General features: G+C 74.0%; 23 protein-coding genes. 14 read left to right on the top strand and 9 right to left on the bottom strand.

Annotated elements, in window-relative coordinates; all coding sequences use genetic code 11:
* Positions 1 to 48: 48 nt before the first annotated feature.
* The 5 genes from GA0070620_RS07595 to GA0070620_RS07575 all read left to right on the top strand — a co-directional run bounded on the left by GA0070620_RS07595 (position 49) and on the right by GA0070620_RS07575 (position 6,226).
* Positions 49 to 1,251, top strand: a complete 1,203-nt coding sequence (locus GA0070620_RS07595; protein WP_091589190.1) for an ATP-grasp domain-containing protein — start codon at positions 49 to 51, stop codon at positions 1,249 to 1,251.
* A complete protein-coding gene (locus tag GA0070620_RS07590; RefSeq protein WP_091589189.1) occupies positions 1,248 to 2,864 on the top strand; it encodes an IucA/IucC family protein in 1,617 nt (538 codons plus the stop codon). The genes GA0070620_RS07595 and GA0070620_RS07590 overlap by 4 nt, the downstream gene beginning before the upstream one ends.
* Positions 2,861 to 4,450, top strand: a complete 1,590-nt coding sequence (locus GA0070620_RS07585; RefSeq protein ID WP_091589188.1) for an IucA/IucC family protein — start codon at positions 2,861 to 2,863, stop codon at positions 4,448 to 4,450. Before GA0070620_RS07590 ends, GA0070620_RS07585 begins: the two co-directional genes overlap by 4 nt.
* Positions 4,447 to 5,583, top strand: a complete 1,137-nt coding sequence (locus GA0070620_RS07580) for an alanine racemase (RefSeq protein WP_091589187.1) — start codon at positions 4,447 to 4,449, stop codon at positions 5,581 to 5,583. The genes GA0070620_RS07585 and GA0070620_RS07580 overlap by 4 nt, the downstream gene beginning before the upstream one ends.
* 82 nt (positions 5,584 to 5,665) lie before the next feature.
* Positions 5,666 to 6,226 (top strand): isochorismatase family protein, encoded by a 561-nt coding sequence (locus GA0070620_RS07575; RefSeq protein ID WP_091589186.1) that lies wholly within the window; start codon positions 5,666 to 5,668, stop codon positions 6,224 to 6,226.
* A gap of 57 nt (positions 6,227 to 6,283) precedes the next feature.
* Here the strand turns inward: GA0070620_RS07575 and GA0070620_RS07570 are convergent, their stop codons facing one another.
* Together GA0070620_RS07570 and GA0070620_RS07565 are read right to left on the bottom strand one after the other, a co-directional pair.
* Positions 6,284 to 8,818 (bottom strand): FtsX-like permease family protein, encoded by a 2,535-nt coding sequence (locus GA0070620_RS07570; RefSeq protein WP_091589185.1) that lies wholly within the window; start codon positions 8,816 to 8,818, stop codon positions 6,284 to 6,286.
* Positions 8,815 to 9,579 carry an ABC transporter ATP-binding protein gene (locus GA0070620_RS07565; protein WP_091589184.1) on the bottom strand — a complete coding sequence of 255 codons (765 nt, stop codon included), beginning with the start codon at positions 9,577 to 9,579 and terminating at the stop codon, positions 8,815 to 8,817. The genes GA0070620_RS07570 and GA0070620_RS07565 overlap by 4 nt, the downstream gene beginning before the upstream one ends.
* A gap of 148 nt (positions 9,580 to 9,727) precedes the next feature.
* Here GA0070620_RS07565 and GA0070620_RS07560 point away from each other — a divergent pair, with 148 nt between their 5' ends.
* Both GA0070620_RS07560 and GA0070620_RS07555 read left to right on the top strand, forming a co-directional pair.
* Positions 9,728 to 10,930, top strand: coding sequence for a sensor histidine kinase (locus GA0070620_RS07560; RefSeq protein WP_091589183.1), 1,203 nt, complete (start codon positions 9,728 to 9,730; stop codon positions 10,928 to 10,930).
* Positions 10,927 to 11,565, top strand: coding sequence for a response regulator (locus GA0070620_RS07555; protein ID WP_091589182.1), 639 nt, complete (start codon positions 10,927 to 10,929; stop codon positions 11,563 to 11,565). Before GA0070620_RS07560 ends, GA0070620_RS07555 begins: the two co-directional genes overlap by 4 nt.
* 13 nt (positions 11,566 to 11,578) lie before the next feature.
* Here GA0070620_RS07555 and GA0070620_RS07550 read toward each other — a convergent pair whose 3' ends face one another.
* Positions 11,579 to 12,550, bottom strand: coding sequence for an LCP family protein (locus tag GA0070620_RS07550; protein ID WP_331713223.1), 972 nt, complete (start codon positions 12,548 to 12,550; stop codon positions 11,579 to 11,581).
* A 237-nt stretch (positions 12,551 to 12,787) separates the two neighbouring features.
* On the opposite strand from GA0070620_RS07550, the gene GA0070620_RS07545 reads away from it, so the two are divergent.
* The 3 genes from GA0070620_RS07545 to GA0070620_RS07535 are packed head-to-tail and all read left to right on the top strand — an operon-like array spanning position 12,788 to position 14,220.
* Positions 12,788 to 13,060, top strand: coding sequence for a hypothetical protein (locus tag GA0070620_RS07545; protein WP_091589181.1), 273 nt, complete (start codon positions 12,788 to 12,790; stop codon positions 13,058 to 13,060).
* Between the two features lie 13 nt (positions 13,061 to 13,073).
* The gene (locus GA0070620_RS07540) at positions 13,074 to 13,601 is read left to right on the top strand and encodes a hypothetical protein (RefSeq protein WP_091589180.1); all 528 of its coding nucleotides are present in this window, start codon (positions 13,074 to 13,076) and stop codon (positions 13,599 to 13,601) included.
* A 55-nt stretch (positions 13,602 to 13,656) separates the two neighbouring features.
* Positions 13,657 to 14,220 (top strand): DUF3558 family protein, encoded by a 564-nt coding sequence (locus GA0070620_RS07535; protein ID WP_091589179.1) that lies wholly within the window; start codon positions 13,657 to 13,659, stop codon positions 14,218 to 14,220.
* Positions 14,221 to 14,319: 99 nt separating this feature from the next.
* Here GA0070620_RS07535 and GA0070620_RS07530 read toward each other — a convergent pair whose 3' ends face one another.
* Positions 14,320 to 14,817, bottom strand: a complete 498-nt coding sequence (locus tag GA0070620_RS07530) for a DUF2231 domain-containing protein (protein ID WP_091589178.1) — start codon at positions 14,815 to 14,817, stop codon at positions 14,320 to 14,322.
* A gap of 210 nt (positions 14,818 to 15,027) precedes the next feature.
* Here GA0070620_RS07530 and GA0070620_RS07525 point away from each other — a divergent pair, with 210 nt between their 5' ends.
* Positions 15,028 to 16,137, top strand: a complete 1,110-nt coding sequence (locus tag GA0070620_RS07525; protein ID WP_157741558.1) for a hypothetical protein — start codon at positions 15,028 to 15,030, stop codon at positions 16,135 to 16,137.
* A gap of 33 nt (positions 16,138 to 16,170) precedes the next feature.
* On the opposite strand, the gene GA0070620_RS07520 is transcribed toward GA0070620_RS07525, so the two are convergent.
* On the bottom strand, positions 16,171 to 16,449 hold the full coding sequence (locus GA0070620_RS07520) for a DUF4873 domain-containing protein (RefSeq protein ID WP_091589177.1): 279 nt from the start codon (positions 16,447 to 16,449) through the stop codon (positions 16,171 to 16,173).
* Positions 16,446 to 17,174 (bottom strand): TetR family transcriptional regulator, encoded by a 729-nt coding sequence (locus tag GA0070620_RS07515; protein WP_091589176.1) that lies wholly within the window; start codon positions 17,172 to 17,174, stop codon positions 16,446 to 16,448. Before GA0070620_RS07515 ends, GA0070620_RS07520 begins: the two co-directional genes overlap by 4 nt.
* 48 nt (positions 17,175 to 17,222) lie before the next feature.
* Between GA0070620_RS07515 and GA0070620_RS07510 the strand changes: the two genes are divergently transcribed.
* The gene (locus tag GA0070620_RS07510; protein WP_091589175.1) at positions 17,223 to 18,119 is read left to right on the top strand and encodes an AurF N-oxygenase family protein; all 897 of its coding nucleotides are present in this window, start codon (positions 17,223 to 17,225) and stop codon (positions 18,117 to 18,119) included.
* Positions 18,120 to 18,168: 49 nt separating this feature from the next.
* On the opposite strand, the gene GA0070620_RS07505 is transcribed toward GA0070620_RS07510, so the two are convergent.
* Positions 18,169 to 18,738 carry a winged helix-turn-helix domain-containing protein gene (locus tag GA0070620_RS07505; RefSeq protein WP_231922281.1) on the bottom strand — a complete coding sequence of 190 codons (570 nt, stop codon included), beginning with the start codon at positions 18,736 to 18,738 and terminating at the stop codon, positions 18,169 to 18,171.
* Positions 18,739 to 19,079: 341 nt separating this feature from the next.
* On the opposite strand from GA0070620_RS07505, the gene GA0070620_RS07500 reads away from it, so the two are divergent.
* A complete protein-coding gene (locus GA0070620_RS07500; protein WP_231922280.1) occupies positions 19,080 to 23,450 on the top strand; it encodes a S8 family serine peptidase in 4,371 nt (1,456 codons plus the stop codon).
* A gap of 264 nt (positions 23,451 to 23,714) precedes the next feature.
* Here GA0070620_RS07500 and GA0070620_RS07495 read toward each other — a convergent pair whose 3' ends face one another.
* The gene (locus tag GA0070620_RS07495; protein WP_231922279.1) at positions 23,715 to 24,065 is read right to left on the bottom strand and encodes a winged helix-turn-helix domain-containing protein; all 351 of its coding nucleotides are present in this window, start codon (positions 24,063 to 24,065) and stop codon (positions 23,715 to 23,717) included.
* A 163-nt stretch (positions 24,066 to 24,228) separates the two neighbouring features.
* Between GA0070620_RS07495 and GA0070620_RS32905 the strand changes: the two genes are divergently transcribed.
* Positions 24,229 to 24,915: a hypothetical protein gene (locus GA0070620_RS32905; protein WP_172836398.1), complete on the top strand. Its 687-nt coding sequence runs from the start codon at positions 24,229 to 24,231 to the stop codon at positions 24,913 to 24,915.
* 381 nt (positions 24,916 to 25,296) lie between these two features.
* Here GA0070620_RS32905 and GA0070620_RS07485 read toward each other — a convergent pair whose 3' ends face one another.
* Positions 25,297 to 26,673: an FAD-dependent oxidoreductase gene (locus tag GA0070620_RS07485; protein WP_091598292.1), complete on the bottom strand. Its 1,377-nt coding sequence runs from the start codon at positions 26,671 to 26,673 to the stop codon at positions 25,297 to 25,299.
* Positions 26,674 to 26,736: the final 63 nt, after the last annotated feature.

The raw sequence follows: 26,736 nt of genomic DNA, 5'->3' as shown, positions 1-26,736 counted from the left end.
GGTAGGCTGACCTAATTGGACGGTCAGCGGCCGGTGTGCGGAGGTGGGATGCGGCTGTACATCACCGCACTCAACCCGACCGACGCCGTCCGCGACGGCTTCGTCCCCGCGGCCGCCGCGCTCGGCCTGCCGGTCACCGTGCTCACCGACCGGCCCGGCGAGTGGCCCGCGGACATCCCGGCGCTCCGCTGCGACGTCCGCGACCCGGACGCCGTGGTGGCCGCCGTCGCCGCCGGCCGCCCCGCGGCCCTGCTGTCCAACAGCGACCACCTCCAGGCGGCCACCGCGCTCGCCGCCCGGCGGCTGGGTCTGCCCGGCAAGGACCCCGACGCGGCCCGCCGGTGCAAGGACAAGGCCGCCGCCCGGCGCGCCGTCACGGCCGCCGGTCTCGACCAGGTACACACCCTGACCGTCGATCCCGGCGCCGTGCCGGCCGTCGCCGACGCCGCCTACCCGGCGGTCGTCAAACCGCGCGACGGGGTGGCCAGCGAGGACGCCTACCTCGTCGGTGACGCCCGGGAACTGGCCGCACGCGTCACCGAGATCCGCGCCCGGCGGCCCGACGTGGCGCTCGTGGTCGAGGAGTACCTGACCGGCGACCTGCGGACGCACGAGACGCTGGGCGACGGCGACGCGCTCGCCGTCCTGGGCGGCTGGCGCACCGGCCTCGGCCCGCCGCCGACCTTCACCGAGGTCAGCCTCGACTGGGCGCCGCCCACCGCCGACGAGACCGCCCAGCTGCGGGCCCACCTCGACGCCCTGGGCGTGGGCTTCGGCGCCTGCCACACCGAGTACGTCGTCCAGGACGGCCGGGTCCGTCTGATCGAGGTCAACTACCGGCTCATCGGCGACCGGATGGACCTGATCCTCGCCGAACTGCTGGGTGTGCCGCTGTTCGCCCACGTCATCCGGCTGCACCTGGGCGAGCCGCTGGCCGCCCTCGACCTGCCCGACCCGCAGGCCGTGGGCCGGCACGCCCGGGTCGAGTACGTCTGCGCCGACCGCCCCGGCCGGCTGACCGCCGCCCCCGGCCCGCTCGACGGGACCGCTCCGCCCGGCCCGCTCGACCCGATCGCCGCCGGGGTCCGCCTCGGCTGCCGGCCGCTGCGCGAGGTCGGTCGTGACGCCGAGGTCACCGGCACCAACCGCGACTACCTCGCCGTGCTGCACGGCATCGGGTCCGACGCGCCGCGCGTCCGCACGGCCCTGGCCCGGTTCCGCGCCGGCCTGCGGTGGGAGATCAGCGGATGAGCGACGACAGCGAACGCGAGGTGTTCACGCGTGTGCTCGACGCCCTGCTGCGCGAGGACCACCTCGGTCTGACCAGCCGGGGGCGCCCCGACGGCCCCGACCGGTGGCAGGTGTCGCACCCGGCCGGGCCGCTGCGGATCCCCATCCGCCCCGACGGCTTCCAGCACCCGTTCCGCAGCGCCGCCCCGGAGCTGTACGTCGGCACGCCCGACGGGTCGCGGCGGGTGGACACCCTGGACGCCCTGCTGGCGCTGCTGGCCCCGCACGGGGACGACGACGCCGAGGCGGGCTGGCGTACCTTCACCGCCGAGTGCCGGGCCGACCTGCGGGCCCGTCGGCTCGCCGCGCGTTCCCGGGAGCGGGTCCACGCCGAGGTCACGGCCCGCCGGGCCGACGCCCCGAGCGGCCTGCCCGGCGCGCTCCTCGACGACGTGCTCGCCGCGTACGCCGGGCACCCCGTCTACCCCACCGACCGCTGCCGGCACGACCTCGGCGACGACGACCTGCTGGCGTACGCCCCGGAGCACGCGCCGCGCTTCCCGCTGCGCTGGCACCCCGTGCCCGTCGCCGCGGTGCGGCTGGCCGGGAACCTGCCGTCGTGGTGGCCCGCCGCGGACCGGCCCGACCAGCTTCTGGTGCCGACCCACCCGCTCACCGCCGCGCGCCGGAACCTGCCGGTGGTGGCGCCGGCGCTCGTCGTGCGGCCCACCCTGTCCATGCGGACGGTGGCGCTCGACGACGACCCGTACACCCATCTCAAGCTGCCGCTGCCGACCGCCTCGCTGGGCGCCCGCAACCGCCGCTCCCTCCAGCCCGGAACCCTCGCCGACGGGGCCGCCGTCGCCGGGCTGCTGGACCGGATCGCGGCCGCCGAACCGGCGTTCGCCGGCCGGATCCGGCACGCCGACGAGGGCACGTACGCGCACACCGACGACGAGTGGGTGGCGTTCCTGCTGCGCCGCTTCCCGGCGGACCTGGCCGGCGTCCAGGTGGTGCCCGTCGCCGCCCTCGCCGCCACCGATCCCGTGGCGGGCACCGTCGCCGAGCGCGTCAGCGGCGGCGCCGTCGGGCCGTTGCTGGAGGCGTACCTGGACCTGCTCGTCGACTGGCACGTCCACCTGTGGCTGCGGCACGGCGTGGCCCTGGAGGCACACCCGCAGAACATCCACCTGCTGCTTGCGCGGGACGGGTCGGTCGGGCTGCTCTACAAGGACAACGACGGCGCCCGCCTGGACCCACGGCACCGCGGCGACGGGCTGGCGCTGTCCGACGAGCGCATGTGGACGCGGGACCCGGCGGAGCTGGCCGACGTGTTCGTCACCATCACCGTGCACCTCGCCGCGGCGGCGCCCCTGCTCGCCCTCGCCGCCCGCGGGGTGCCCGTGCCCACGCCCGCCACCGCGCTGACGCCCCGGCTCGTCGCCGCCCGCGACCGCTGGGGCTCGGCGGACAAGGCGCGGGTCTTCACCGAACGGGTACTCGACGCCCCCACCCTGCCGGTCAAGGCGATGCTGACCGCCGGGACGCTGCTGCCCAAACAGCGCCTCGGGGCGACCGACGTCAACAAGTACTACCGCCGCACCGGACCCAACTATCTGCGGGGAGCGCCATGACGAGCACCGGGTTGTGTCCCCGGCCCGGCGTCGACGCCGACCGGCTGGCCGACCTGGCCACCGCCCACGCCGTGTTCGGCTGCTACCTGCGTGAGGTCGCCGGCCCGGACGGGGACGCCGTGCTGCGCGACGGCGAGGCCCGCCTGCGGCTGCGGGACACGCCGCTGCGGTGTGCGGTCGCCCGGCTCTCGCCGGCCGGCGCGCACCGCTACACCGGCCCCGTGCAGCGGCTGACCGGCGGGCGCTGGGTCGACCTGGACGCCGGCACGCTGGCGACCCTGCTCGCCGCGGAGCTGGCTGACCGTACGGGGGTCACCAACGACGAGTTCGTCGGGCAGGTCGCCAGCAGCCGCGCGGCGGTGGCCCGGTTGCTGGCCGACCGGCCGTCCCACGACCCCACCCCGACGGGGGACCCGGCGATCGACGCGTACGTGGACTCCGAGCAGTCCCTGCTGTACGGCCACCCGCACCACCCCGCACCCAAGTGGCGCACCGGCGACCCGGACAGCTGGCGGGCGTACGCCCCGGAGCTGCGCACCACGTTCCGCCTGCACTGGCTCGCCGTCCCCGACGACCTGCTCGACGAGGCGGGGCCGTTCGACGAGTTGGTCGCCGCGCTCGACCCACCCGCGGTGCCGGCCGCGCACCGCGCGCTGCCGGTGCACCCGTGGCAGCTCACCCTGGTACCGCCGACCGACCGCCGGCTGCGCGACCTGGGTCCGGCCGGGGTGCCGGTGCGTCCGACGGCCAGCGTCCGCACGCTGTACGCGCCGGAGGCCGACCTCTTCGTCAAGACCAGCCTGCACGTGCGGATCACCAACTGCCTGCGCAAGAACGCCCGCTACGAGCTGCGGGGCGCGCCCGCGCTGACCCGCCTGCTGGCCGGCGTGCCGCTGCCGGGGGCGGTGCGGCTGCTCGCGGAGCCCGCGTACCGCACGGTCGCCACCCCCGGCGCGGACGAGGCGTACGGCACCATCCTGCGTACCGGGCTGCGACCGCACCTGCGGCCGGGGGACACCCCGCTGCTGGCGGCGGCGCTCGCCGCCCGGCCGCTCGCCGTCGCCGACCCGGTCGGCTGGTGGCGGGCGTACGCGCGGCTGCTGGTGCCGGCGGTGCTGCGCTGGTGGCTGGTCCACGGCATCGTCCACGAGCCGCACCTGCAGAACGTCGTCGTGGTCCTCGACGCCCGGCGGCGGCCGATCCGCATGCTGCTGCGCGACCTCGAAGGCGTCAAACTCGACACCGGCCGCGTCGACGCCTGGCCCGACGACGTCCCGGTGCAGGTCGCCTACCCGCCGGTGGACGCCCGCCGCCGCGTCCTCTACTGCCTGTTCGTCAACCACCTGGCCGGGCTCAGCGGTGCGCTCGCCGACGCGCATCCCGGCGTCGAGGCGTCGCTGTGGCGGGAGCTGCGGGAGATCGTGGCCGAGGTCGCCGCCGAGCTGGACGACCCGCCGGAGCTGCGCGACCTGCTCGACGGCGCCCCGCTGGTGGCGAAGGCGAACCTGCTGGTGCGCTGGCACCGGGACGCCGACCGACGGGCGCCGTACGTGTCGGTGCCCAACCCGTTCGGCGTGCCCCGGTGACCCGCCCGGTCTACGTCCACGACCTCGACGCGCTCGCCACGCACGTCCGGTCCATCCGGGCGGCCCTGCCCGACCGTGTCGAGCTGCTGTACGCGGTCAAGGCCAACCCGGAGCCGGACGTGCTGCGCACCCTCGCCCCGACGGTCGACGGCTTCGAGGTCGCCAGCCGTGGCGAGCTGCGCCGCCTCGCCGACGTACTGCCCGACCGGTCGCCGGCCGCGTACGCCGGCCCGGGCAAGACCGACGAGGACCTGGCCGCCGCGCTGGCCGCCGGGGTGGGCCGGGTGCACGTGGAGTCCCCGGCCGAGCTGCGCCGCCTGGGCGCGCTGGCCCGGTCGGCGGGCACCACCGCCGACGTGCTGCTCCGGGTGAACCTGCCGGTCCGGGCCCCGGGTGCCAGCCTGGTGATGGGGGGCGGTCCGAGCCCGTTCGGGATGGACCCCGACGACGTGCGGGCGCTCGCCCACCGGCCGCCGCCCGGGGTGGCCGTCCGCGGCGTGCACGCCCACCTGGCCAGCGGCCTGGACGCACCGCTCGCCGCCGAGGTCGCCGCCGCCGTGGTCGAGTGGGCGGTCGGCGAGGTGGGCGCGACCGAGGTGGACGTCGGCGGCGGCATGTCCGTCGACTACGCCGACCCCACGGCTCGCTTCGACTGGTCCGGTTACGGTCGGGCGTTGGGCGACATCCTCGACCACCGCCCGGGGGTGCGCGTGCGCATCGAGCCGGGTCGGGCGGTCACCGTCTACTGCGGCGCCTACCTGGCCGAGGTCGTGGACGTCAAACGCTCGTACGGCGAGTGGTTCGTCGTCGTGGCCGGCGGCACGCACCACCTGCGCACCCCGGTGGCGAAGGGTCACGCCCAGCCGTTCACGGTCCACCGCCGGGCCACCGACGGCGCCCCGCGCACCGACGGCGGCCCGGTCACCGTGGTGGGGCAGCTGTGCACGCCCAAGGACGTGCTGTCCCGGTCGACGGACGCGGGGCCGGTGGCGGTGGGTGACGTGCTGATCTTCGCGATGGCCGGCGCGTACGCCTGGAACATCAGCCACCGCGACTTCCTGCTGCACGAGCCGCCCGAGTTCCGCGTCGGCAGCCCCGGCGACGTGGCCCTCGGGTGGGCCGACCGGTCGTAGCGCGGGCGGGTCGGCCCGCGCGATCCTGTCGGGGGGTGGACCTACGGTGTCCGCAGATCCGACGTCGACCGGGGGAGAGTCCGTGACCACACTCGAGAACCGTCCGCACACAGCCCTGCTCGTCATCGACGTGCAGACCGGCGTCGTCGAGGGGGCGCACGAGCGCGACGAGGTCGTCGCCAACATCGGCAGCCTGGTCGGGAGGGCCCGCCAGGAGCACGTCCCCGTGGTGTGGGTGCAGCACTCCGACGAGCAGCTCGCCCGGGGGAGCGACGCGTGGCGGATCGTCCCGGAGCTCCACCCCGACGGGGCCGAGCCGCTGGTGGAGAAGCACTACGGCGACTCCTTCGAGGACACCACGCTGGAGTCGGTGCTGGCGGAGCGCGGCGTCGGGCGGCTTGTCGTCGTCGGCGCGCAGACCGACGCCTGCGTCCGGTCGACGTTGCACGGCGCGCTGGCCCGGGGCTACGACGCCATCCTGGTCAGCGACGCCCACACCACCGAGGATCTGTCGGCCTGGGGTGCGCCGCCGCCCGCCCAGGTGGTCGCGCACACCAACCTCTACTGGACCCACCAGACGGCGCCGGGGCGCACGGCCGGCACCGTCGAGACCAAGGCGGTCGACTTCCGGGCCACCGCCTGAGACCCGACACGGCACCGGCCCGGCGCCCGGTGCGGCGACGCCGGGCCGGATGCCGGTTCAGCCGTCGACCCCGAGGGCGGCCACCGGGCTGATCCGCGAGGCGCGCCGAGCCGGCAACACCCCGGCCAGCGCGGTCAGCGCGATCAGTGCCACGAAGAGCCCGACCAACGGCAGCACCGGCAGCGTCAGCGGCGCACTGATCCCCAACGCCCGCACCGCCAGCCAGGCGTACGGCACGCCGAGCAGCAGCCCGATCGTGGCGCCGATCAGCCCGTACAGGCCGGACTCGGCGGTCAGCATGGTGCGCAGGGCGCCCCGGGACAGGCCGACCGCGCGCAGCAGCCCCGACTCGCCCACCCGCTCCACAACCGACAGCGCGGTGGTGGAGCCGACCCCGACGACCGCGATGATCACGGTGAGGCTGACCAGGCCGACCGCGATCCAGACGATGGTGGCGAGCACCTCGCCGTCGCGGTCGCGGGAGTCGGCGAGGACGGCCAGACCGACCCCGTCGGCGCCGCCGATCGCCTGTCGCAGCCCCTGCACCGCCGCGGTGCGGCCGTCCTCGCCGGGGCGCGCCGCGTCGGCCAGCAGCCCGGACCACCCGGCGGCGACGCCGAGCCGGTCGAAGTCGGTGCGGTCGGCGAGCACCCCCGCGTGCAGGGGACCGGTGTCGGGCAGCACCGCCACGACGCGTACGTCGGTGGTGCGGGCGTCGACCGCGAGGGAGACCTGGTCGCCGACCCGCAGGCCGGTGTCCCGGGCCACCCAGTCACCGAGCACGATCCGGCCGGGCCCGAGGTCGGCGAGCCGGCCCTGCGCCACGTCGAGCTGGTCCGTGGTCGGCAGTGCCGCCACGTCCAGGTCGGTCCCGGTGTAGGCGGACTCGGGGTTTCCCAACCGCTCGGCGCCCCGGCGGAGGGTCAACCCGTCGACCCGCCGGTACGGCACCACCCGGGCCAGCGCGCCCTCGGCGGCCCGGGCGCGCGTCACCACCTGATCGGGCAGCGTGGCGCCCGGTGCGGTGGTGACCTCGATGTCGGCGGGCGCCGACAGCGCCAGTTCGCGGTCCATCAGCGTGCGCAGCGAGGCCCCACCGACCGCCACGCCGGCGATCAGGGTCACGCCGAGCGCCACCACCACGGAGACGGCGGACGCGCGGCGCGGGGTGCCGCCGACCCCGCCGACCGCCAGCCGCCCGACCGGCCCGAGCTGGCGCAGCGGCCAGCCCACCAGGGCCAGCACCGGGCGCACCAGCAGCGGCCCGAGCGCCACCAGCGCGAAGAACGCCAGGGCGCCGGACGCGACGAGCAGGAGCAGCACCGGCATCGCCGAGTACTCCTCCTGCTGCGGTTTCGGCAGCCGGGCGATCGCCAGGGCGGCGACCAGGACCGCCCCGCAGACGAGCAGTAGCCCACCCACCAGCCGAAGCCCGCCGATGCCCCGCCGGCCGGCGGTCGTGTTCGCCGCCCGCAGCGCCTCGAGCGGGGCGACCCGGGAGGCGGTGAACGCCGGCGCCAGCACCGCGAGGACGGTGACCGCGACGGCGCCGAGGACCACCGCGACCGCCGCCCCGGCGGGCACCCCGGGGGAGGACACCGCCCGGCCGGCGGCGCGCAGGATCGGCGGTACGGCGTGTCCGACGGCCAGCGCGCCGGCCACCCCGACCACGCCCGCCACGAGGCCCGTGAGGGCCCCCTCGGCGGTGAGGGCCCGCACCAGCGCGCCCCGGTGGGCGCCGACCGCCCGCAGCAGCGCGAGCTGCCGCATCCGCTGGGCGAACACGATCCGGAACGTCGAGGTGACGACCAGCGCGGCGGCGACGACCGCGATCGCGACGAACATGCCGACCAGGGCGAACAGCGCGCCGACCTGACTGGCCGCCTCGTCGGCCTCCTGCTGGCGCACCTCGCCGCCGGTACGTAGCGCGACGTCCGCGGGCAGCACCGCGGCGACCCGCTGCCGGAGCGTCTCCGCCGACTCGCCGGGCGCGACCCGCAGGTCGATCCGGGTCACCTCGGTGGCACCGCCCAGCGCGATCACCACGTCCTCCGGGGCGTACGCGTTGAAGCCGCCGTCCTCGGCGGTGTCGACCAGGCCGGTGACCGTGATCCGCACCGGTGTGGTCTGGACGTCGGTGGCGGTGACCACGGACCCGACCGTGAGGCCCAGCCGCTGGGCGGTGCGCGGGGTGACCGCCATCTCGCCGGGGGCGTCCGGGTAGCTGCCCTCCCGGAGCCGGGCCGTGGACAGCGGGCCGCGGCCCGGGTCGGCCTCCAGGTTGACGAAGGACCCGTTGACGCCGAGGCCGACCTCCAGCCGGGCCGCCGCCTCGGCCACCCCCGGCACGGAGCGGACCCGGGCCAGGGTCGCCACGGGGGGTGGTGGCCCCTGCGGATCCCCGACCACGAGGTCGGTGGCGGCCGGGGTGCCGCTGAGGTTGTCCCGCGCGGTCCGCTCGGTGATCTGCTGGGCGAGCACGGTGCCGAAGACGACGAAGGCGGCGACCAGGATCGCCAGACCGGTCAGCAGCAGCCGGCCGGGGCGGCGAGCCGCCGCGCTGAGCTGCGTACGCAGCACCGGCGTCCTCATGCCCGGGCCGCCAGGGCGTGCAGCGCCTCGGTGACCGAACCCCGGTCCGGACCGTCGATGTCCCCGGCGATCCGGCCGTCGGCGAGCAGCACCGCCCGGTCGGCGTACGCGGCGGCGACCGGGTCGTGGGTGACCATGACGATCGTCTGGCCGAGGTCGCGCACCGAGTCGCGCAGGAAGGACAGCACCTCGGCGCCGGAGTGCGAGTCGAGGTTGCCGGTCGGCTCGTCGGCGAACACCACCTCGGGGCGGGACACCAGCGCGCGGGCCAGCGCGACGCGCTGCTGCTGGCCGCCGGACAGCTCGCTCGGGCGGTGGCCCAGCCGGTCGGCGAGCCCCAGCACACCCACCAGGTGGGCGAGCAGGTCCCGGTCGGGGGTCCGGCCCGCCAGGTCGAGGGGGAGGGTGATGTTCTGCGCGGCGGTCAGCTGCGGCAGCAGGTTGAAGGACTGGAAGACGAACCCGACGCGCTCCCGGCGGACCCGCGTCAGCGTCCGGTCCGAGCGTCCGGTCAGCTCCGCGCCGCCGAGCAGCACCCGCCCGGAGGTGGCGGTGTCCAACCCGGCGAGGCAGTGCATCAGGGTCGACTTGCCCGACCCGGACGGCCCCATGATCGCGGTGAACCGGGCCCGGTCGAAGCCGACCGTCACCCCGTCCAGGGCCCGTACGGCCGTGTCGCCGCTGCCGTAGACCTTGACCAGGTCGACCGCGGCGACGGCGGCCCGGCTCACGTCCGGCGGGGCGGGGGCGTGCGTGCTCATCGAACCTCCAGCGAATGCTTCTCTGACTCCGGGAAGCCTCGCCGGGAGGCGGGTGCCGCCACATCGGCCCGGGGAGCGGGTTCGCCGCCGTCGGGTCTGTCTTTCGGCTGATCTGCCGACGCCGCCGAGGTCGCTACCCTGGGTCACGATGAACGTGCGGGGACTTCGACGATGGTGGGTCCGCCTGGGCCAGCTCGCCGGCCTGGCAGTGATCGGCCTGCTGGGCCTCTTCGACCTGCGGTTCGGCAACTTCGAGGGGATGAGCACCGCGGCCGTCCTGCTCACCCTGGCCCGGATCGGACTGGCGGCGGCGACCGTGGTGGTCTGGCTGCCCCTCTACCGCCAGGGCTCCCGACGGTTGCCCGTACTGGCGCTCGTCGTCGGCGGTGCCTCACTCAGTGTCACGCTGGTGCTGGCTGCCGCGCACACCCAGGGCTCGTACCTGGTGGGCGGGAGCTGGGGGCTGGCCGAGTCCGCCGGGCTGCTGGCGGTGGTCTTCGTCGTGGTCCGTCGGGGAGAGCCCCGGTCGGCCACGGCGGCGGCGCTGGTCGCCGGGCTGGCCGTCGCCGGGCTGCCGCTGCGCGCCGGCACCGAGAACGCGTACGTGATCTTCGCGTTGATCCAGGCCCTCGGCGCGGCCGGCGCGGCCGGCGCCGGCCTCTACCTGCGGACGATGGCCACCGGCCGGGAGCGAGCGGTGGCCCTGGTCCGGGCCGAGCAGCGCGCCGAGTTCGCCCGGGACCTGCACGACTTCATCGCCCACCACGTCACCGGCATCGTGGTGCAGGCGCAGGGCGCCCGGTTCGTGGCCGAGCAGGACCCGCAGCGGGTGATCACGGCGCTGGAGCAGATCGAGCGGGCCGGCGCCGAGACGATGTCCTCCATGCGGCGGATGGTCGGGATCCTGCGCAACCCGGAGGCCGCGCCGGACGCCCCGCTGGCCCCGCTGGCCGGCGTGGCCGACCTGGCGCCGCTGCTGGAGGGGTTCAACGGCGTGGCGCGGGTGCCGGCCCGGCTGCACGTCGACGGCACCCTGGAGGGGTTGCCGATCGAGGTCTCCACCTCGGCGTACCGGGTGGTGATGGAGGGGCTGACGAACGCCCGCCAGCACGCCTCCGACGCGCGGGCGGTGGACGTGTTCGTCCGGCGTACCCCGCAGTGGCTGCTGGTCCGCGTCGCCGACGACGGGTCGTCGTCGCGTGCCGCGCCCGGCCGCGGCCACGGTTTCGGCCTGATCGGCCTCACCGAGCGGATCCGTGCCCTCGGCGGCACGATCACCGCCGGGCCCGGCGTGACCGGCGGCTGGGTCCTGGACGCGACGCTGCCGCTGGACCGGGCGGTGGCCCGATGATCCGGGTGCTGGTCGCCGACGACCAGGCGATGGTGCGGACCGGCTTCGGCATGATCATCGGGGCGCAGCCGGACATGGAGGTCGTCGGTGAGGCCGCCGACGGTGTGGCCGCGGTGGAGCTGGCCCGGCGGCTACGCCCGGACGTGGCCCTGCTGGACATCCGGATGCCCCGCCTCGACGGGTTGGAGGCGCTGCGGCTGCTCGCCGGGCCGGGCGTCGTCGACCCGGTGCGGGTGGTCGTGGTCACCACCTTCGACCTCGACGAGTACGTGCACACCGCGCTGCGCAACGGCGCCTGTGGTTTCCTGCTGAAGGACTCCGGCCCGGCGCTGCTGGTCGAGGCGGTGCGCGCGGCGGTCTCCGGCGACGCGCTGATCAGCCCTTCGGTGACCGTACGGCTGCTGGAGCACCTCAGTCCGCCCACCGCCGCGCGCGACGAGGCCGGTCTGTCCCCGCGCGAGCTGGACGTCGTCCGGCTGGCCGCCCGAGGGCTCACCAACGCCGAGATCGCCGCCCAGCTGTTCATCGCCGTGGGCACGGTGAAGACCCACCTGGCGAGCGTGCAGACGAAGCTCGGGGCGCGCAACCGGGTCGAGATCGCGGCCTGGGCGTGGGAGCACCGCCTGGTCGGGTGAGGCCGCGGCCGGCTCAGTGCTGGGTGGCGCCGCCCGTCGGCGACGGTGTGGCCGTCTCGGTCAGGTACTGCTGGACGGTGTCGTCGGCGACCGCCTGGTAGAGCGCCTTCGCCTTGGCGCTGTCGGGCAGGACGACGCTCTGGCCGCTCTTCATGCCGGTTCCCGCGCTCGGGCTGCCCAGGAACGTCAGGTCGTCGCTGCGCAGGTCCCGCAGCTCCAGCGCGACGTTGACCAGGTCGAAGTCCTCGTCGACGGTCACCGACTTGGTCACCGCCTGGAGGAAGGCGTTGAGCTTGACCGGGTTGGAGAGGGTGCCGATGCCGGCCGCCCGGTCGAGCAGGGCCTGGAGGAACTCCCGCTGGTGGCGTTCGCGGCTGAAGTCGCCGTCGCTGAACTGGTAGCGCTGGCGGACGTAGTCGAGCGCCTCGGCGCCGTTCAGGTGCCGGGTGCCCTTCTCGAAGGTGCGGTGCGGCGCGTGGATCGAGGTGATCGTCTTCTCGATCTTCAGGTCCACGCCGCCGAGGGCGTCGACGACCTGCGCGAAGCCGGCGAAGTCGACCAGCGCCACGTGGTCGACGTGGACGCCGGTGAAGCCCTCCACGGTCTGCACGGTCAGCGGGGTGCCGCCCCAGGCGTACGCCGAGTTGATCTTTGCCATGGTGTCGCCGTGCCGGCCGTCGGCCGATCTCGGCACGTGGACCCAGGTGTCGCGGGGGATGGAGATGACCTCCGCCTTCTGGTGGTCGGCGTCCAGGTGCAGCAGCATGATGGTGTCGGTGCGGGAGTCCGCGGTCTTGTCGGGATCACGCGAGTCGCTGCCCAGCAGCAGCACGTTCATCGCGCCGGTCACGGACTGTGTCGGGCGGGCGCTCTCCGGCAGCCCCGCGAACGCGTCCGTGCGGGCCAGGTTGCCGTCGAGCGACCGGCCGTACGCCCCCACGGCCACGAGCGCACCGCCGCCCAGCAGGAGCAGTGCCGCCAGCACGCCGATCAGAATGCGTCGAGATCGTCGTTGCACCCGTCCGAACCCCTCACCTCGGTTCGACCGCCGACCGGCGGCCAACAGTCACCCAGAGTAACCGCTGAATCTGGGAGTCGGCTTGGAGTGATCATCAGGGTCGGGTGGCGGTCGGGGAGGGGGCCCGGGCACGGCGCCGGGGCGGCGTCAGAGCATAGGGAAACACCCGATTCCGCGCCGGGCGTCCGGTCCTAACCTCGGCTCATGACCGGACGCCTCTTCGCGCTGGAGCAGTACGACTGCTCACCGGACGCGGCCGCGTCCGCGCCGGCGTTCGGCACCCCGGACTGCCGACTGGTCGCCGCCGTCCGGATCTCCGCCGACGACGTCGTGATCGCGCTGGTCGAGGGCGCCGACGCGGACGCGGTGGCCGCCGCCGCCCGGGCCGCGGACTGGCGGGTCGACCGCCTGGTCCCGGCCCGGTGGATCTATCCGCCCGAGCAGTCGACCGACGAAGCCGGACCTCCCGTTACCTGAAAGGGACCTGACCATGCGCCGTCTGATCGCACCCGTGGTGTGCTCGCTCCTGCTCTTTCCGCTCGCCGCCTGCGGCGCCGACGACGGTGGTGACGCCCCGTCGGCGGGGAGCCCCGGCGTCGAGGCGGACGGCGACGGCGACCTGGCCGGCGCCGGGGTGGACACCCCGGCGCCCCCGTGCCCGTTCACCGCCGACAAGATCACCGAGCTGGTGGGGCAGTCCATGGTCGACCAGGGCAGCTGCTCGTTCGGTGACGGCAAGGGTGTGGCGCTGCTCACGATCACCACCGCCTCCCGGATCGCCGGCGAGGCCACCTACGACTACCAGCGGCAGCAGGCCACGTCGACGTACCGCGAGGTGAAGGACGCCGGGAAGGGCGACAAGGGCTACCTCGCGACCAAGGACATCGGGGCCGAGGCCGTCGTGATCAGCAACGCCGGCAGCTACACCGTGACCCTGAGCAGCTTCGAGCGGCTCGGTGCCGCGCCCGACGGGTACGAGCGGACCCTCCGCGGCCTGCTCGACGCCCTCCCGCTGTGACCCCCGCGCCGCGACGAGCGGCGACGGCGAGCCGACGACAGGAAGTGGACCCCCGATGAGAATCCTCGCCACCGGCCGGAACCGCCCGGCCCGCACCGCGCTCGCCGCCGTCGCGGTCGTCGTCCTGCTCGGCGGCTGCGGTGCGGACGACGACGGCGCCGCCCCGTCCGGCGGCGACCAGAACGCCGCGGCCACCCCGACGGCGGCCGTGGAGCCGGCGCCGGAGCCCACGTCGGCGGAGCCGTCGACCGCCCCCGCGGTCGACCCCTGCGCCCTGGTGACGAAGCAGGAGGCCGAGAAGGTGGCCGGCACCCGGCTGGAGGACGCCGTCGCCTCCCCGGAGAGTTGCAGCTACACCGGGCCGGTCACCGGGCCGACCGCGCAGCTGGAGGTGTACGTCGGGCCCGGCGCGAAGAAGATCCTCGACATCGACCGGGAACTGAAGCACGAGTTCACGCCGATCGCCGGCGCGGGCGACGAGGCGTACGCCGAGGACGGGGCGGTCTTCGTGAACAAGGGCGGCGTGTGGGTGGCGATCCGGCTGGTCCGCCTCGACGACCCGGCGCTGTTCCGCAAGCCGCTCGCCGACCTGGCGAAGACGGTCGCCGGCCGACTCTGACTCGGCGGGGGAGTCGGCCCGACGACTTGGTCGACGCGGGCGGGGTCGCGACGGGGGACCCCGCCCGCGTCAGTCCGGACCGTCACGGGCGGGTGCTCGTCAGAGGCCTTCCCAGACGGCCTTCGCCCCCGAGTCACCGGTGCGGACCACGTAGTAGACCGCGACGCCGGCGGCCGCGATCGACAGCACCCGCAGCGGCACGGTCAGCGCGGCGGGGCGGGCGGCGACGGCGTCGTCCGCCCCGCCAGAACGGGGGGCGACCAGGACGACCAGCGCCAGCGCCAGGACCGCGAGGCCGAGCGTGGCGTAGAGGGTGAGGTTGCCGAGCTGCTGGTGCGCCTCCAGCCTCGGGACGTACTCGGGGCTGACCCGGTTTCCGGACAGCAGGCGGTCGAAGAAGGCGTCCCCGGAGAGCTTCGCCAGCAGCGCGGCGACCGGGGCGCCGACGGCGAGCAGGCCGAGCACCCAGCGGGTGTGCGGGCGGATCGGCGGGACGAGGGCGTAGCCCACGGTCAGCACCGCCAGGAGCGGCACGAACACGACGGCGGCGTGCAGCACGAGAGGGTGGGCGGGGATGCCCATGAACTCCTCGAACAACGGCGTCTCCTCCGGCGGGGGCGGCGGGCACGGATCATGACGTTCGGGCCTGGACGCTATCGCTAGCGGGCGCCGGTGTCAGCCCCCGGCTCCGCTGTGGACATCGACCGGTCACACCTCGTGGCGGCGTGGTGGCCGGTGCGGGTCCACTCGCCCGACGGGCGCGACATCGGTCGGACAATCCGACATTTTCTCCGATACCGTGACCATATGGAGCAGCCAGTACCCGGGCCGGAGCGGCCTGACGCCGAGCGCGAGATCGCGAGCGCCGTCCGCCCGCACCGCGAGCCGTCCGCGGCGATCCCGCTGCGCCGCGCGGTCGTCAGCGCCATCGCTCCGCTGATCGTGGCGCTGATCATCGGGGCCGGGTTCATGGCCGCGTACGTCGGCGCCCTGCACGACCCGCGGCCGAAGGACGTTCCGGTCGGCGTGGTGCGCGGCGACCGGGCCGCGGCGGACCTCCTGGCCGCGGTCCGGTCGCAGGGCCGGCAGCTCAAGGCGGTCGGGTACGACGACCGCGCCGCCGCCGACCGGGCGCTGAGCCGGCGTGACGTCTACGCGGTGCTCAGCGGCCCGAGCGGCACCCCCGCGCTGACCCTGACCACCGCCGGGGCCGCCGCGCCGCTGGCCACCGAGGTGATCACGCGCATTCTCACCGTCGCGTCGCAACGCGCCCAGGTGCCGCTCACCGTGACCGACGCCGTGCCGGTGGCCGCCGACGACCCGCGTGGTGTGGTGCCGTTCTATCTGGCGACCGGCCTGGTCATCGGCGGCTACTTCGGCGGCATCGCCCTCAGCCTGACGTTGGGCACCGTGCCCCGCACCCCGACCCGCGCCGCGACGCGGATCGGCGGCCTCGCCCTGCACGCCGTCCTGCTCTCGGCCGCCGGTGTGCTCCTCGTCGGCCCGGGTCTGGACATCTGGGACCGGCACCTGGTGAGCCTCTTCGGTGCCGGCGCGCTGCTGGCCTTCGCCGCCGCGCTCTTCGCGGCCGCCGTGCAGAGCTGGCTCGCCCGCCTCGGCACCGCACTGATCATCCTGCTGCTCGTGGTGCTGGGAAACCCCGGCTCCGGCGGCATCTACCCGCCGGAGTTCCTGCCGGACTTCTTCCGGGGCATCCACCTGTGGGACATCCCCGGCCTGGGTTCCGATCTGATTCGCTCGGTGATCTACTTCCCGCCGGACGCGGGCCGGTGGCCGGCGGTCAAGCTGGGCATCTGGTGCGTCGCCAGCATGATCGTGCTCCTCGCCGCCAGCGTGGTGCTCGGTCGGCCCCGGTCCCGCGCCGCGCGCGACGGCGCCGGTGCCGGAGCGCGGTGACCCGGACGGCGGAGATGGCCGGGACGCTGACCCCTAGGGCGCCGGCGGGTCCGGTGGCGGCCACGGCGGGTCGCCCACACCGCTGATGCGTACGCCACCCCACGGGTCGACCTCGCCGAGGCGCGCCGCGGTGACCCGCTCGGCGATGCGCACCTCGACGTCGCGTCTGCCGGAGCGCAGCAGCCCGGCCACGCGCGCGTCGGGTTCGATCCGCCCGACCCAGTGGTAGCGCCCGTCCACCGGCTCCCACCGGCCGCTGAGCCGCACCCGCACCGTGCGGCCCGCCACCGTCGCGGGGCCGTCGTAGTTCACGGCGTGATCCGCTCGTGCGCCCGGGTGAGCTCGCGGGGCAGGTCGGCGCTGCGGCGTACCCCCTCGATCCCGCTCCAGAGCAGGGTGGTCAGGTAGTCCGTGAGCGCCGGCCGGCCGATCGGTTGGCCGTGGGTGGTCCACCAGTCGCCGACCGCCTGCACGAAGCCGACCAGCCCGTACGCCCACGGCTCCGCCGGGCCGGCGTCGAGCCCGAGCGCCCGCAGCCGATCGCCGATCACCCGGGCCAGCCCGGCGGCCACCTGCCGGCTGGTCCCGGCGACGACCTGGTGGACGCCCGGGTCGCTTCCCTGGTGCATGAGGAACCGGTAGAGCTCCGGCTCGGACTCGACCACCCCGAGGTAGGCGTCGATGGTCGCCCGCACCAGGCCGCGTTCCTCGCGGACCCGCTCCACCGACGGCGCGACCGTGGCCACCACCCGGGCGGCCACCACCTCGCTGACGGCGCGCCACAGCTGCGACTTGTCGGCGAAGTAGCGGTAGAGGACGGGTTTGCTGACGCCCGCCTCGGCGGCGACCTGGTCCATGTCGATCTCCGGCCCGTGCCGCAGCAGCGCCTGGACGGCGGCACCGACGAGCTCCTGTCGGCGCTGCTCGCGGTGTCCCGCCCACCGGTCCCGGCGGCCGTTGGCCCGTACCGGGGTCGCCTCGTCCCGGGCCGGGTCGGAGGCGCCGGATCCATTGACATCCTTCAGCGGCGATTGCATGCTACTACACGTAACAGTTACCCGGCGTCACGTCAATGTGGAGGCGTCATGGCGACGACATCGTCCGGACGTGAGCGGGAGGCGGTCGCCGAGCGGCTGCTCACCGCGTCGGCCCGCATCAGCTACGACCCGGTGGTCGAGATCGACTGGGACGCGCCGCACGTCCCGGGCGCCTACTGGCTCCCGCCGCACCGCAGCAGCCTCTACGGCACCCCGCTGTGGGAGGGCCTCGACGAGGAGCGGCGCATCACGCTCACCAAGCACGAGGTGGCCAGTGCGGCCAGTGCCGGTGTCTGGTTCGAGACGATCCTCATGCAGATGCTCATCCGGCACTACTACGACGAGGACCCGACCAGCCGGCACGCCCAGTACGCACTGACCGAGGTGGCCGACGAGTGCCGGCACTCCATCATGTTCGGCCGTCTCATCGAGGCGCTGGGCTGCCCGGTCTACCGGGCCACCCCGGGTGACCACCTGCTCGGGCGCTTCCTCAAGGCCACGGCCAGCGGCCCCCGGATGTACGCGGCGATCCTCATCGCCGAGGAGATCCTCGACGCCTTCCAGCGCGAGGCCATGGCCGACGAGTCGCTCCAGCCGCTGGTGCGCATGGTGTCCCGGATCCACGTGGTCGAGGAGGCCCGCCACGTCCGCTTCGCCCGGGAGGAACTCGCCCGCCAGGTGGCGGTGACCGGGCCGCTGGGCATGGCGTACGCCCGGCTGTTGATCGGTCGCTCCGCCCGCGCGATCGCCAACCGGCTGGTCCACCCCGACGTGTACGCGGCCGTCGGGATCCCGCCCGCGGTCGGCCGGGCCGCCGCCCGCGCCAACCCGCACTGGCGCGCCACCCTCCGCTGGTCCGCGCGGCGGGTGTACGACGACCTGACCGACCTGGGGCTGGTCGGCGGGCCGGCGCGGCTGCTGTGGGCCCGGTCCGGCCTGGTCTGACCCGCCGCGCGCCCCGCCGCCACCCGTACCGACGCGGGACGGGTGGGCGTCAGGTGTCGCCGGGCGGCGCGCGGTGGTTGTCCGTCAGCCGGAGCCCGACACCGCGCACCGCGGCGATGCTCACGGCCGTGCCGAGGCCGGCGAGCTTGCGCCGCAGGCGCTTCACCAGCGACTGCACGTCGGCCCGGCGCTGGCGCCCCTCGGCCTGCCAGACCGACCGGTGCAGCTCGGCGTAGCTCCACACCCGCAGCGGCTCGCTGGTCAGGCAGATCAGCAGATCGTGTTCAAGACGGGTCAGGTCGACCTCACGCTGCCCGTGTCGCGCCGTCAGCCGGGCAGAGTCGATCAGCAGTGCGTCGTCGGCCGGCCCGGGCCCGCCCGTCGTCGCCGGGCCGGCGGGCGGCACGGGCGCGGCGACCCCGGGCGGGCGCTGCGCGGGCGCGATGAGCCGGCGGAGTTCGTCCAGGTCGGAGACGAGCAGCAGGGGCCCGATGCCGTCGAGATGCTCGGCGAGCCGGATCCGTTCGGCAGCCGAGGGGGTCACCGCGATGACGAGCGGGAACCGCTCGTCGGCCGGGCCGGGATCGCCCGGCTCACCGCTCGCGTCGTGCTCAGCCACGGCGTCCACCCCGAGACGCTGGGCTTCTCTGCCCAGCTTTCGTCATGATCGTGACAACGTTTGACAAGGTTGTCGTCGCCTGCATAACCGTTAGCGACAACTTGCTTACCGCACGTTCTTGATCGTCCTTTCATCGCGATCATAGTGTCCACTCGGGCAACCGGCGTGACCCGCGCGGTGCATGGAGGGGCGTTGGAGGGGTTCGTTCCGTACCGGTTCATCCACACGGGAGGGGTCCCTTTGCACCTTCACCATGGCCCATTTCACCCCCTGGGTCGTTCTGAAGGAGGCAGCACCGAATGTTCAGACGTCCACATTGGAGGCGCGTCGCCAGGTCGTTGGTGAGTGCGGGCGCGGCGACGGTCCTCGTCGCCACCGCGCTGGCCGCGACCGGCACGGGCGCGCAGGCCGGAACGGGCGGGCTCGGCGCGAGCGCGCCGTCCCCCGCTGACAAGATCCGCCCGGAGCTCACCAAGCAGCTCCAGGGCAAGACCGAGGGCGACTTCTGGATCCGGTTCAAGGACCGGGCGGACCTGAGCAAGGCGAGCGCGATCAAGGACTGGAACGAGCGGGGCACCGCGGTCGCGGCCGCCCTGAAGAAGACCGCCGCCGAGAGCCAGGCCAAGGTCCGCGCCGAGCTCGACAGCAGTGGGGCGAAGTACCAGACCTTCTGGGCCAGCAACGCCATCCGGGTCAGCGACGGCTCGCTGGCGATGGTGCAGAACCTCGCCGCCCGCGCTGAGGTCGAGGGCCTCTACGCCCCGGTCGCGTACGAGATCCCCAAGACCACCAAGGGCACCGACGAGAAGACGGTGAACGCCCTGGAGTGGGGCATCGCCAACATCAACGCCGACGACGTGTGGTCCCAGTACGCCGTCCAGGGCGAGGGCATCACCATCGCGAACATCGACACGGGGGTCCAGTTCGACCACCCCGCATTGGTGAACTCCTACCGCGGCAACAACGGCGACGGCACGTTCGACCACAACTACAACTGGTTCAACGCCGCCGGCACCTGCGCGACCCCCTGCGACGGTGACGGCCACGGCACCCACACCATGGGCACCATGGCCGGCGCCGACGGGGCGAACCAGATCGGTGTGGCGCCCGGCGTCCGGTGGATCGCGGCGAACGGCTGCTGCCCGAGCGACGCGGCGCTGATCAACTCCGGTCAGTGGATGCTGGAGCCCACCGACCTCAACGGTCAGAACCCGGACGCCAGCAAGCGGCCGAACATCATCAACAACTCGTGGGGCACCCGCCTGCCGTCCAACGACCCGTTCATGGAGGACGTGACGCTGGCCTGGACCGCCTCGGGCATCTTCGGCGTCTTCTCCAACGGCAACAGCGGCCCCGGCTGCCAGTCGAGCGGCTCCCCGGGCAGCCTGGAGAGCAACTACTCGGCCGGCGCGTACGACATCAACAACAACATCGCCGGCTTCTCCGCCCGGGGCCCCGGGCAGAACGGCCAGATCAAGCCCAACATCTCGGCCCCCGGCGTGAACGTCCGGTCGAGCATCCCGGGCAACGGCTACGGCAGCATCAGCGGCACCTCCATGGCGGCACCGCACCTCGCCGGCGCGATCGCGCTGCTGTGGTCGGCGGCGCCGGCGCTGCTCGGTGACGTCAACGCCACCCGGGCCCTGCTGGACAACGCGGCGATCGACACCGCCGACAGCCAGTGCGGCGGCACCACCGACGACAACAACGTCTGGGGCGAGGGTCGCCTCGACGCCCTCGCACTGATCAACGCCGCCCCGATCGGCGACACCGGCACCCTCGCCGGCACCGTCACCGACGCGGCCAGCGGCTCCCCGATCGCGGGCGCCACCGTCGCCATCACCGGCGCGGCCGACCGCCAGTTCACCACCGGGACGGACGGGACCTACTCCGCGCTGCTCCCGGCCGGCGACTACCAGGTCGCCGTGTCGGCGTTCGGCTACCAGAGCAAGACGACGCCGGCGACGGTCACCAAGAGCGCCACCACCACGCTCAACGTCGCGCTGAGCGCCGTGCCGAGCGTCACCGTCAGCGGCGCCGTCACCGACGGCTCCGGCCACGGCTGGCCGCTGTACGCGAAGGTGGTCGTCGAGGGCGCGTCCGGTGTCTCGGACTACACGACGCCCACCAACGGCCGCTACAGCCTCAGCCTCCCGGCCGGGGCGACCTACCGGCTGCGGGTCGAGCCGCAGTACCCGGGCTACCAGACGGTGACCAAGGAGGTCGTCGTCGCGGCGGGCAACGTCACCGCCAACGTCGCCGTGCCGGTGAAGACCGACGCCTGCACCACGGCGCCGGGCTACACCTACGGGTCCGACGGTGAGTTCGAGACCTTCGACGGCACCACCACGCCCGCCGGCTGGTCGGTCGTGGACAACAAGGGCAACGGCCAGGTCTGGAAGTTCACCGACGACGGCAACCGGGGCAACCTGACCGGTGGCACCGGCAACTTCGCGGTGATCGACAGTGACGCCTACGGTGCCGGCAACACGCAGGACACCTCGCTGGTCAGCCCGGTCGTCGACCTGACCGCCGTCGCGGCTCCGGTGATCCGGTTCAACCAGGACTTCAACTGGCTGGGCGGCGAGACCGCCGACGTGGACCTGAGCGTCGACGGCGGCGCGACCTGGACCAACGTGCTGCGGCAGGTGAACGACGTCCCCGGGCCGCGGGTGACGGAGGTCCCGATCCCGCAGGCCGGCGGCAAGGCGCAGGTCCAGGTGCGGTTCCACTACTACAACGGCTCGTACGACTGGTGGTGGGAGGTCGACAACGTCCTGATCGGCAGCCAGGTCACCTGCGTGCCGGTCGACGGCGGCCTGGTGCTTGGGCACGTCCGGGACCGCAACACCGACGGTTACGTCAACGGCGCCACCGTCACCAGTGTCGACAAGCCGGCGGAGAAGGCCACGACCGTCGCGACCCCGGACGACACCGGGCTCGCCGACGGCTTCTACTGGATGTTCTCCTCGATCACCGGCACGCACAAGTTCACCGCGACGGCCGGCAACTACGTCAGCCTGAGCAAGAACGTCGACGTCGAGGCCGACTGGGCGACTGCCGCGAACTTCCAGCTCAAGGCCGGTCAACTGGCGGTTGCGCCGACCGCGCTGAGCGGGACGGTCCAGATGCCCACCGGCAAGGTCAGCAAGACCTTCACGGTGACCAACACCGGCGAGGCGCCGGTCGAGGTCGAGTTCGGTGAGAGCGACGGCGGGTTCGAGCTGCTCCGCGCCGACGGGTCCACGCTGACCAAGCAGCAGGTGCTCGGCTCCACCGGCGCACCCGAGCAGCGGCTCAATGTACCGGCCTCGTTTGCCAAGAAGGCCTCGGACCGGTCGCCGACGGCGATGCCGCCCGCGCCCGGCCCGCAGGCCGCGCCGTGGACCGACATCGCCGACTACCCGGCGAACGTGATGGACAACCGGGTGGTCAACCTCGACGGCAAGGTCTACTCGATCGCCGGCGGCAACGGCAGCGCGTCCACGACGAAGAACTACGTCTACGACCCGATCGCCCAGACCTGGACGGCGATCGCCGATCTGCCCGGCGCCCGTAACGCGATGACCGTCGGCGTCCTCGGCGGGAAGATCATCGCCAGCGGTGGCTGGGCCGAGGAGGGCCCGGACGGCACCACCTGGTCGTACGACCCGGGGGCCAACGCCTGGACCGAGGTGGCCGACAACCCGGCGCCGCGCTCCGCGGCCGGTCAGGCGGTCGTCGACGGCAAGCTGTACGCCATCGGTGGCTGCACCACCTCGGCCTGTACCCCCATGTCGAACGACGTGGTCCGGTACGACGCGGCAAGCGACACCTGGGAGGCTGTGGCCGACTACCCCAAGTCGGTGGCCTTCCCGTCCTGCGGTGGGATCGACGGCATGATCTACTGCACCGGCGGCAACGACGGTTCCGCCTCGCAGAAGGCCAGCTACGCCTACGACCCCGACGCCGACACCTGGACGCCGATCGCCGACGCGCCGGCCGACAACTGGGCCAGCTCGTTCGCGGTGGCGAACGGCAAGCTCCTCGTGGTCGGTGGCTCGCAGGGTGGGGCCATCACCAACGCCGGCTTCGCGTACGACCCGGCGACCGAGTCGTGGTCGAACCTGCCGAACGCCAACACGGCGCGCTACCGCGGTGGTGCGGCGTGCGGCTTCTACAAGGTGGGCGGCTCCTCCGGCAGCTTCAGCGCCATGCCGGACAGCGAGGTGCTGCCGGGCTTCGAGGAGTGCGCCGAGGAGGCCGCCGACGTCAGCTGGCTGACGATCGACAAGACCTCGGCCACGCTGGCCCCGGGCCAGAAGGTCACGGTCACCGTCGGGATGACGGCGAACGTCGACCAGCCGGGCACGTACACCGGCGGGGTCACGATCAAGGAGAACACCCCGTACACGGTGGCGCCCGTGACCGTGACGATGACCGTGACGCCTCCGAAGACCTGGGGCAAGCTCATGGGTACGGTCACCGGCACGAACTGCCAGGGCGTCGGGGCTCCGCTGCCCGGCGCGGTCGTCCAGGTCGACTCGTGGGCGCAGTCGTTCACGTTCGCCACGGACGCCCAGGGCAAGTACGCCTACTGGATGGACCGCCGGAACAACCCGCTGACCATGATCGTCGCTAAGGACGGCTGGAAGCCCCAGACGCGCCAGACGAAGATCAACACCAGCGCACCGACGGTGGAGGACTTCGCGTTGTCCCCCATCCGTTGCTGACGCCTGACCACAACTGAACAGGTTCGGCCCGCTCGGTCACACCGAGCGGGCCGACCCCGTCTGTCCGCCGCCCCCGTCGCCCCCCGCCCCCCGCCCCGTCGATCTTGCATTTTCTGCCCTCAGGTAGCCGGCAAAAGGTGCAGATCGGGGGCGGAAACTGCAAGATCGCCGGCAGGGCAGGGCAGGGCAGGGCAGGGCAGGGCAGGGCAGGGCAGGGCAGGGCAGGGCAGGGCAGGGCAGGGGGGCAGGGCAGGGCAGGGTGGGTCAGGCCGGGGCCAGGCGGAACCCCACGCCGCGGACGGCGTGGATCGTCGCCGAGGCGCCGAGTTCGACGAGCTTGCGGCGGACCCGCCGTACGACGGAGTGCATGTCGGAGCCCCGGCCCAGGTGCTCGTTGCCCCAGACGGTCTGGTGCAGCCGCTCGTAGGTCCACACCCGCCCTGGCGCGCCCACGAGGCAGAGCAGGAGGTCGTGCTCCAGCCGGGTCAGCTCGATCTCCTGGTCGCGCCAGCGCAGGACCCGCCGGTCCGAGTCGACGCGCAGGCCGGACGGCGACGCGGCGTCCGCCCGGTCAGCGGTGTCGACCACCACGGCGGTGACCGGCGACGAATCCACGACGGCGGACGGCGGCGCTCCGCCGTCGGGAGCGCGTTCCGGCTGACCCGACGGGGTCGACATCCCCCATGCCGCCGTCCGCGGGGCGGGCGGGGCCTCCGACGTGCCTGACGGCCACGGTAAGGGCGACCCTGCCGCCGTGGGAGCGGGTCCCGCTCCCGCGGTGGCCGGCGCGCTCGCCCCGCCGGGCACGCTCGCCCCGGCCGAGGACGGCCCGACGGGCGGTGCTCCGAGGCGAGCCGAGGGCCCGACGGCCGACGACACCGCCACCGGCGCGGCCGGGAGAGGCGGCGAACCCGCCGAGACCGCCGACCCCGCCGAGACCGCGAAGGGCGCCGCACCCGCGGGCGCCGCCGACCCCGCCGAAGTCGCGAAGGGCGCCGCAGCCTCGGGCGCCGCCGAGACCGGCGCTCCCGACATGAGCGCTCCCGACACGGGTGCCGCCGACACGGAAGCGCCCGAGACGGGTACCCCCGAGGCGTGCGTTGCCGGCGCGGGCCCCGCCGACAGTGCCGCCGCAGGCACGGGTGCCGCCGACAGCGCCGCCGCCGGCGTCGAATCGGGGGAGACGGGCGCTGGTTCGGCAGTGGATGCCGTCGAACCGGTGACACCGAGGAACTCCCGCGCCTGGTCGACGCTGGAGACGATCAGGAACGCCTCCGTCCCGCCGAGCAGTTGGGCCAGCTGTCTGCGTTCCGCCGGTGACGACGCGATGCCGATGATCAACGATGCGACCGGGATCCCCCGCATCCCCCACCTCTTCCGGTTCCCCACCCGTTCCGGGAGGTTGCTGTGTCGCCGGATCAATCGGCGGCACGACCCTAATGGCGCTCTATATCAGCGTGGTTAAGAATGCTTGCCCATAGACATCAATAATGTGATTTATCATCTGCGGAGTGTGTCGGCATTGTGGAGGCTTCGTGTTGGCTTGACCGTTTAGTTCATCCGCAGGGGGTCGCCTGGGCCGGGTCGGGTTGCGGCCTCGGAAGCCGACTTGCCTGGTCGGCTGGTCCGTGCCGCGCGCCCCGCAGCCACCGTCGACCCGCCCCCGGGCGACCTGCCGGTCGAGATGTTCGTAACGGATATTCTTCCGGCGATTTGTTCGCCGGGCCTGCTCTGGCCGGTTGAAACAGTAGTACACATCGATGTAAGGAACAATGCGCCGGCGCATGGCGACATTACGACAGCTGTCCGGAAACGGTCGCGTCGCTTTTGGACGAAGTCGGGACGGTCAGTGGCCCCGTCGGTTGGCCCGCAGGGCGCGCAGGATCACGCCCGGCCGGGCGAGCGTGTCGGGATGCGACCGCATGGACACGACCTGGTTGAACACGCGTGCGGTCGGCACGTCCGTGACCGTGGCCCCCACGATCTGGTTGCCGACCCAGCGCGAGAACCGGTGTCCGCGAGGGTACGGGCCGGCGACGTGCGGCAACGCCAGGTCGGCCGAGGTGGAGATCGACCAGGCGGCGTCGACCACGACCTTCTGCAGGTCGAAGAACCTCCGCGCGGGCCGCCGTAGGTCGGGCCCGGACCGCAGGTAGGTGGTCAGGCATGCCGCGTGCAGGGCGGCCGCGGTGATGCCCTGCCCGTAGACGGGATTGAACGACGCCACCGCGTCGCCGACACTCAGCAGCCCGGCGGGGAACCGCGTCAGCGCGTGGTAGTCGCGCCGCCGGCTGTCGGCGTGCCGGTAGGTCTGGACGTCACCGACCATCTCGTTGTCGGCGAGAGCGCCGAACTCCGGTGGGAACTGCTCCCGCAGCCGGCGTACGAAGTCCTCCGCCGTGCGCCCGGGCCGGTTGGCCGCGTAACCGGCCATCATGGCCATCCACCGACCGTCCTCGACGGCGAAGAACGCGGCGCCCGCCACGTCGGACGACGTGCTCGGGCTGTGCAGTGCGAGGACGAGGGCCGGGTCCGGCTCCACCTCGTGCCGTCGGAACAGCGCGGTCGCGTAGTTGAGGTCGACCGTCATCCGTCGCATCGGTGGCCGGTCCCAGCCGGCCTGCTCCAGCCACTCGGACAGCCGGCTCGACCGCCCCATCGCGTCGACCAGGAGATCGGCGCTCTCCACGCCGGACATCCCGCCGACGTCGCAGCGGACACCGGTCACCACGTCGCCCTCGATCACGAGCCCCGTGGCGCGGGCGGTGAGCGTCTTGACGTTGGGCAGTTGGCGCACCCGCTGGCGGATCACCGCCTCCAGCAGGGGGCGGGTCCCCACGAGGGTGTCGGCGTCGTCGGGGACGACGACCTTGCGCCGCCCGTCCAGGTAGTTGCGCCGGCTCTCGGGCGGGCTGGCGATCGCGCCCTGGGCCAGCGCTTCGTCCCGGAAGCCGGGGAACAGCAGCTCCAACTGGAGGCAGCCGCCCGGCAGCAGCGCGTGCAGCTGCGTGCCCTGCGGCACGCCGGGCCGCGGGCCGCTCGGCGGCGGCTCCTCCCGGTCGACGACGACGACCGTCTCGGCGTGGTCGGACAGCACCCGGGCCGCCAGCAGGCCGGCGATGCTGCCGCCGAGCACGACGGCCTTGCCGAGGACCCGGGACGCCTGGTCGGACGGTCGCACCGCGTTCAGCTCGGCGAAGACGCGGGCCGGGGAGGGGGACATGCTGCTCTCCAAGGGGATCCGGTGGTGCTGTCCCGCCAACCTGCCCGGTGCGGCGGGTGGACC

Origin of the sequence: Micromonospora krabiensis (assembly GCF_900091425.1) — a bacterium.
GTDB lineage: Bacteria > Actinomycetota > Actinomycetes > Mycobacteriales > Micromonosporaceae > Micromonospora > Micromonospora krabiensis.
Note: the sequence above shows the minus strand (reverse complement) of the source record. Positions and strands in the feature narration are given on the sequence as shown.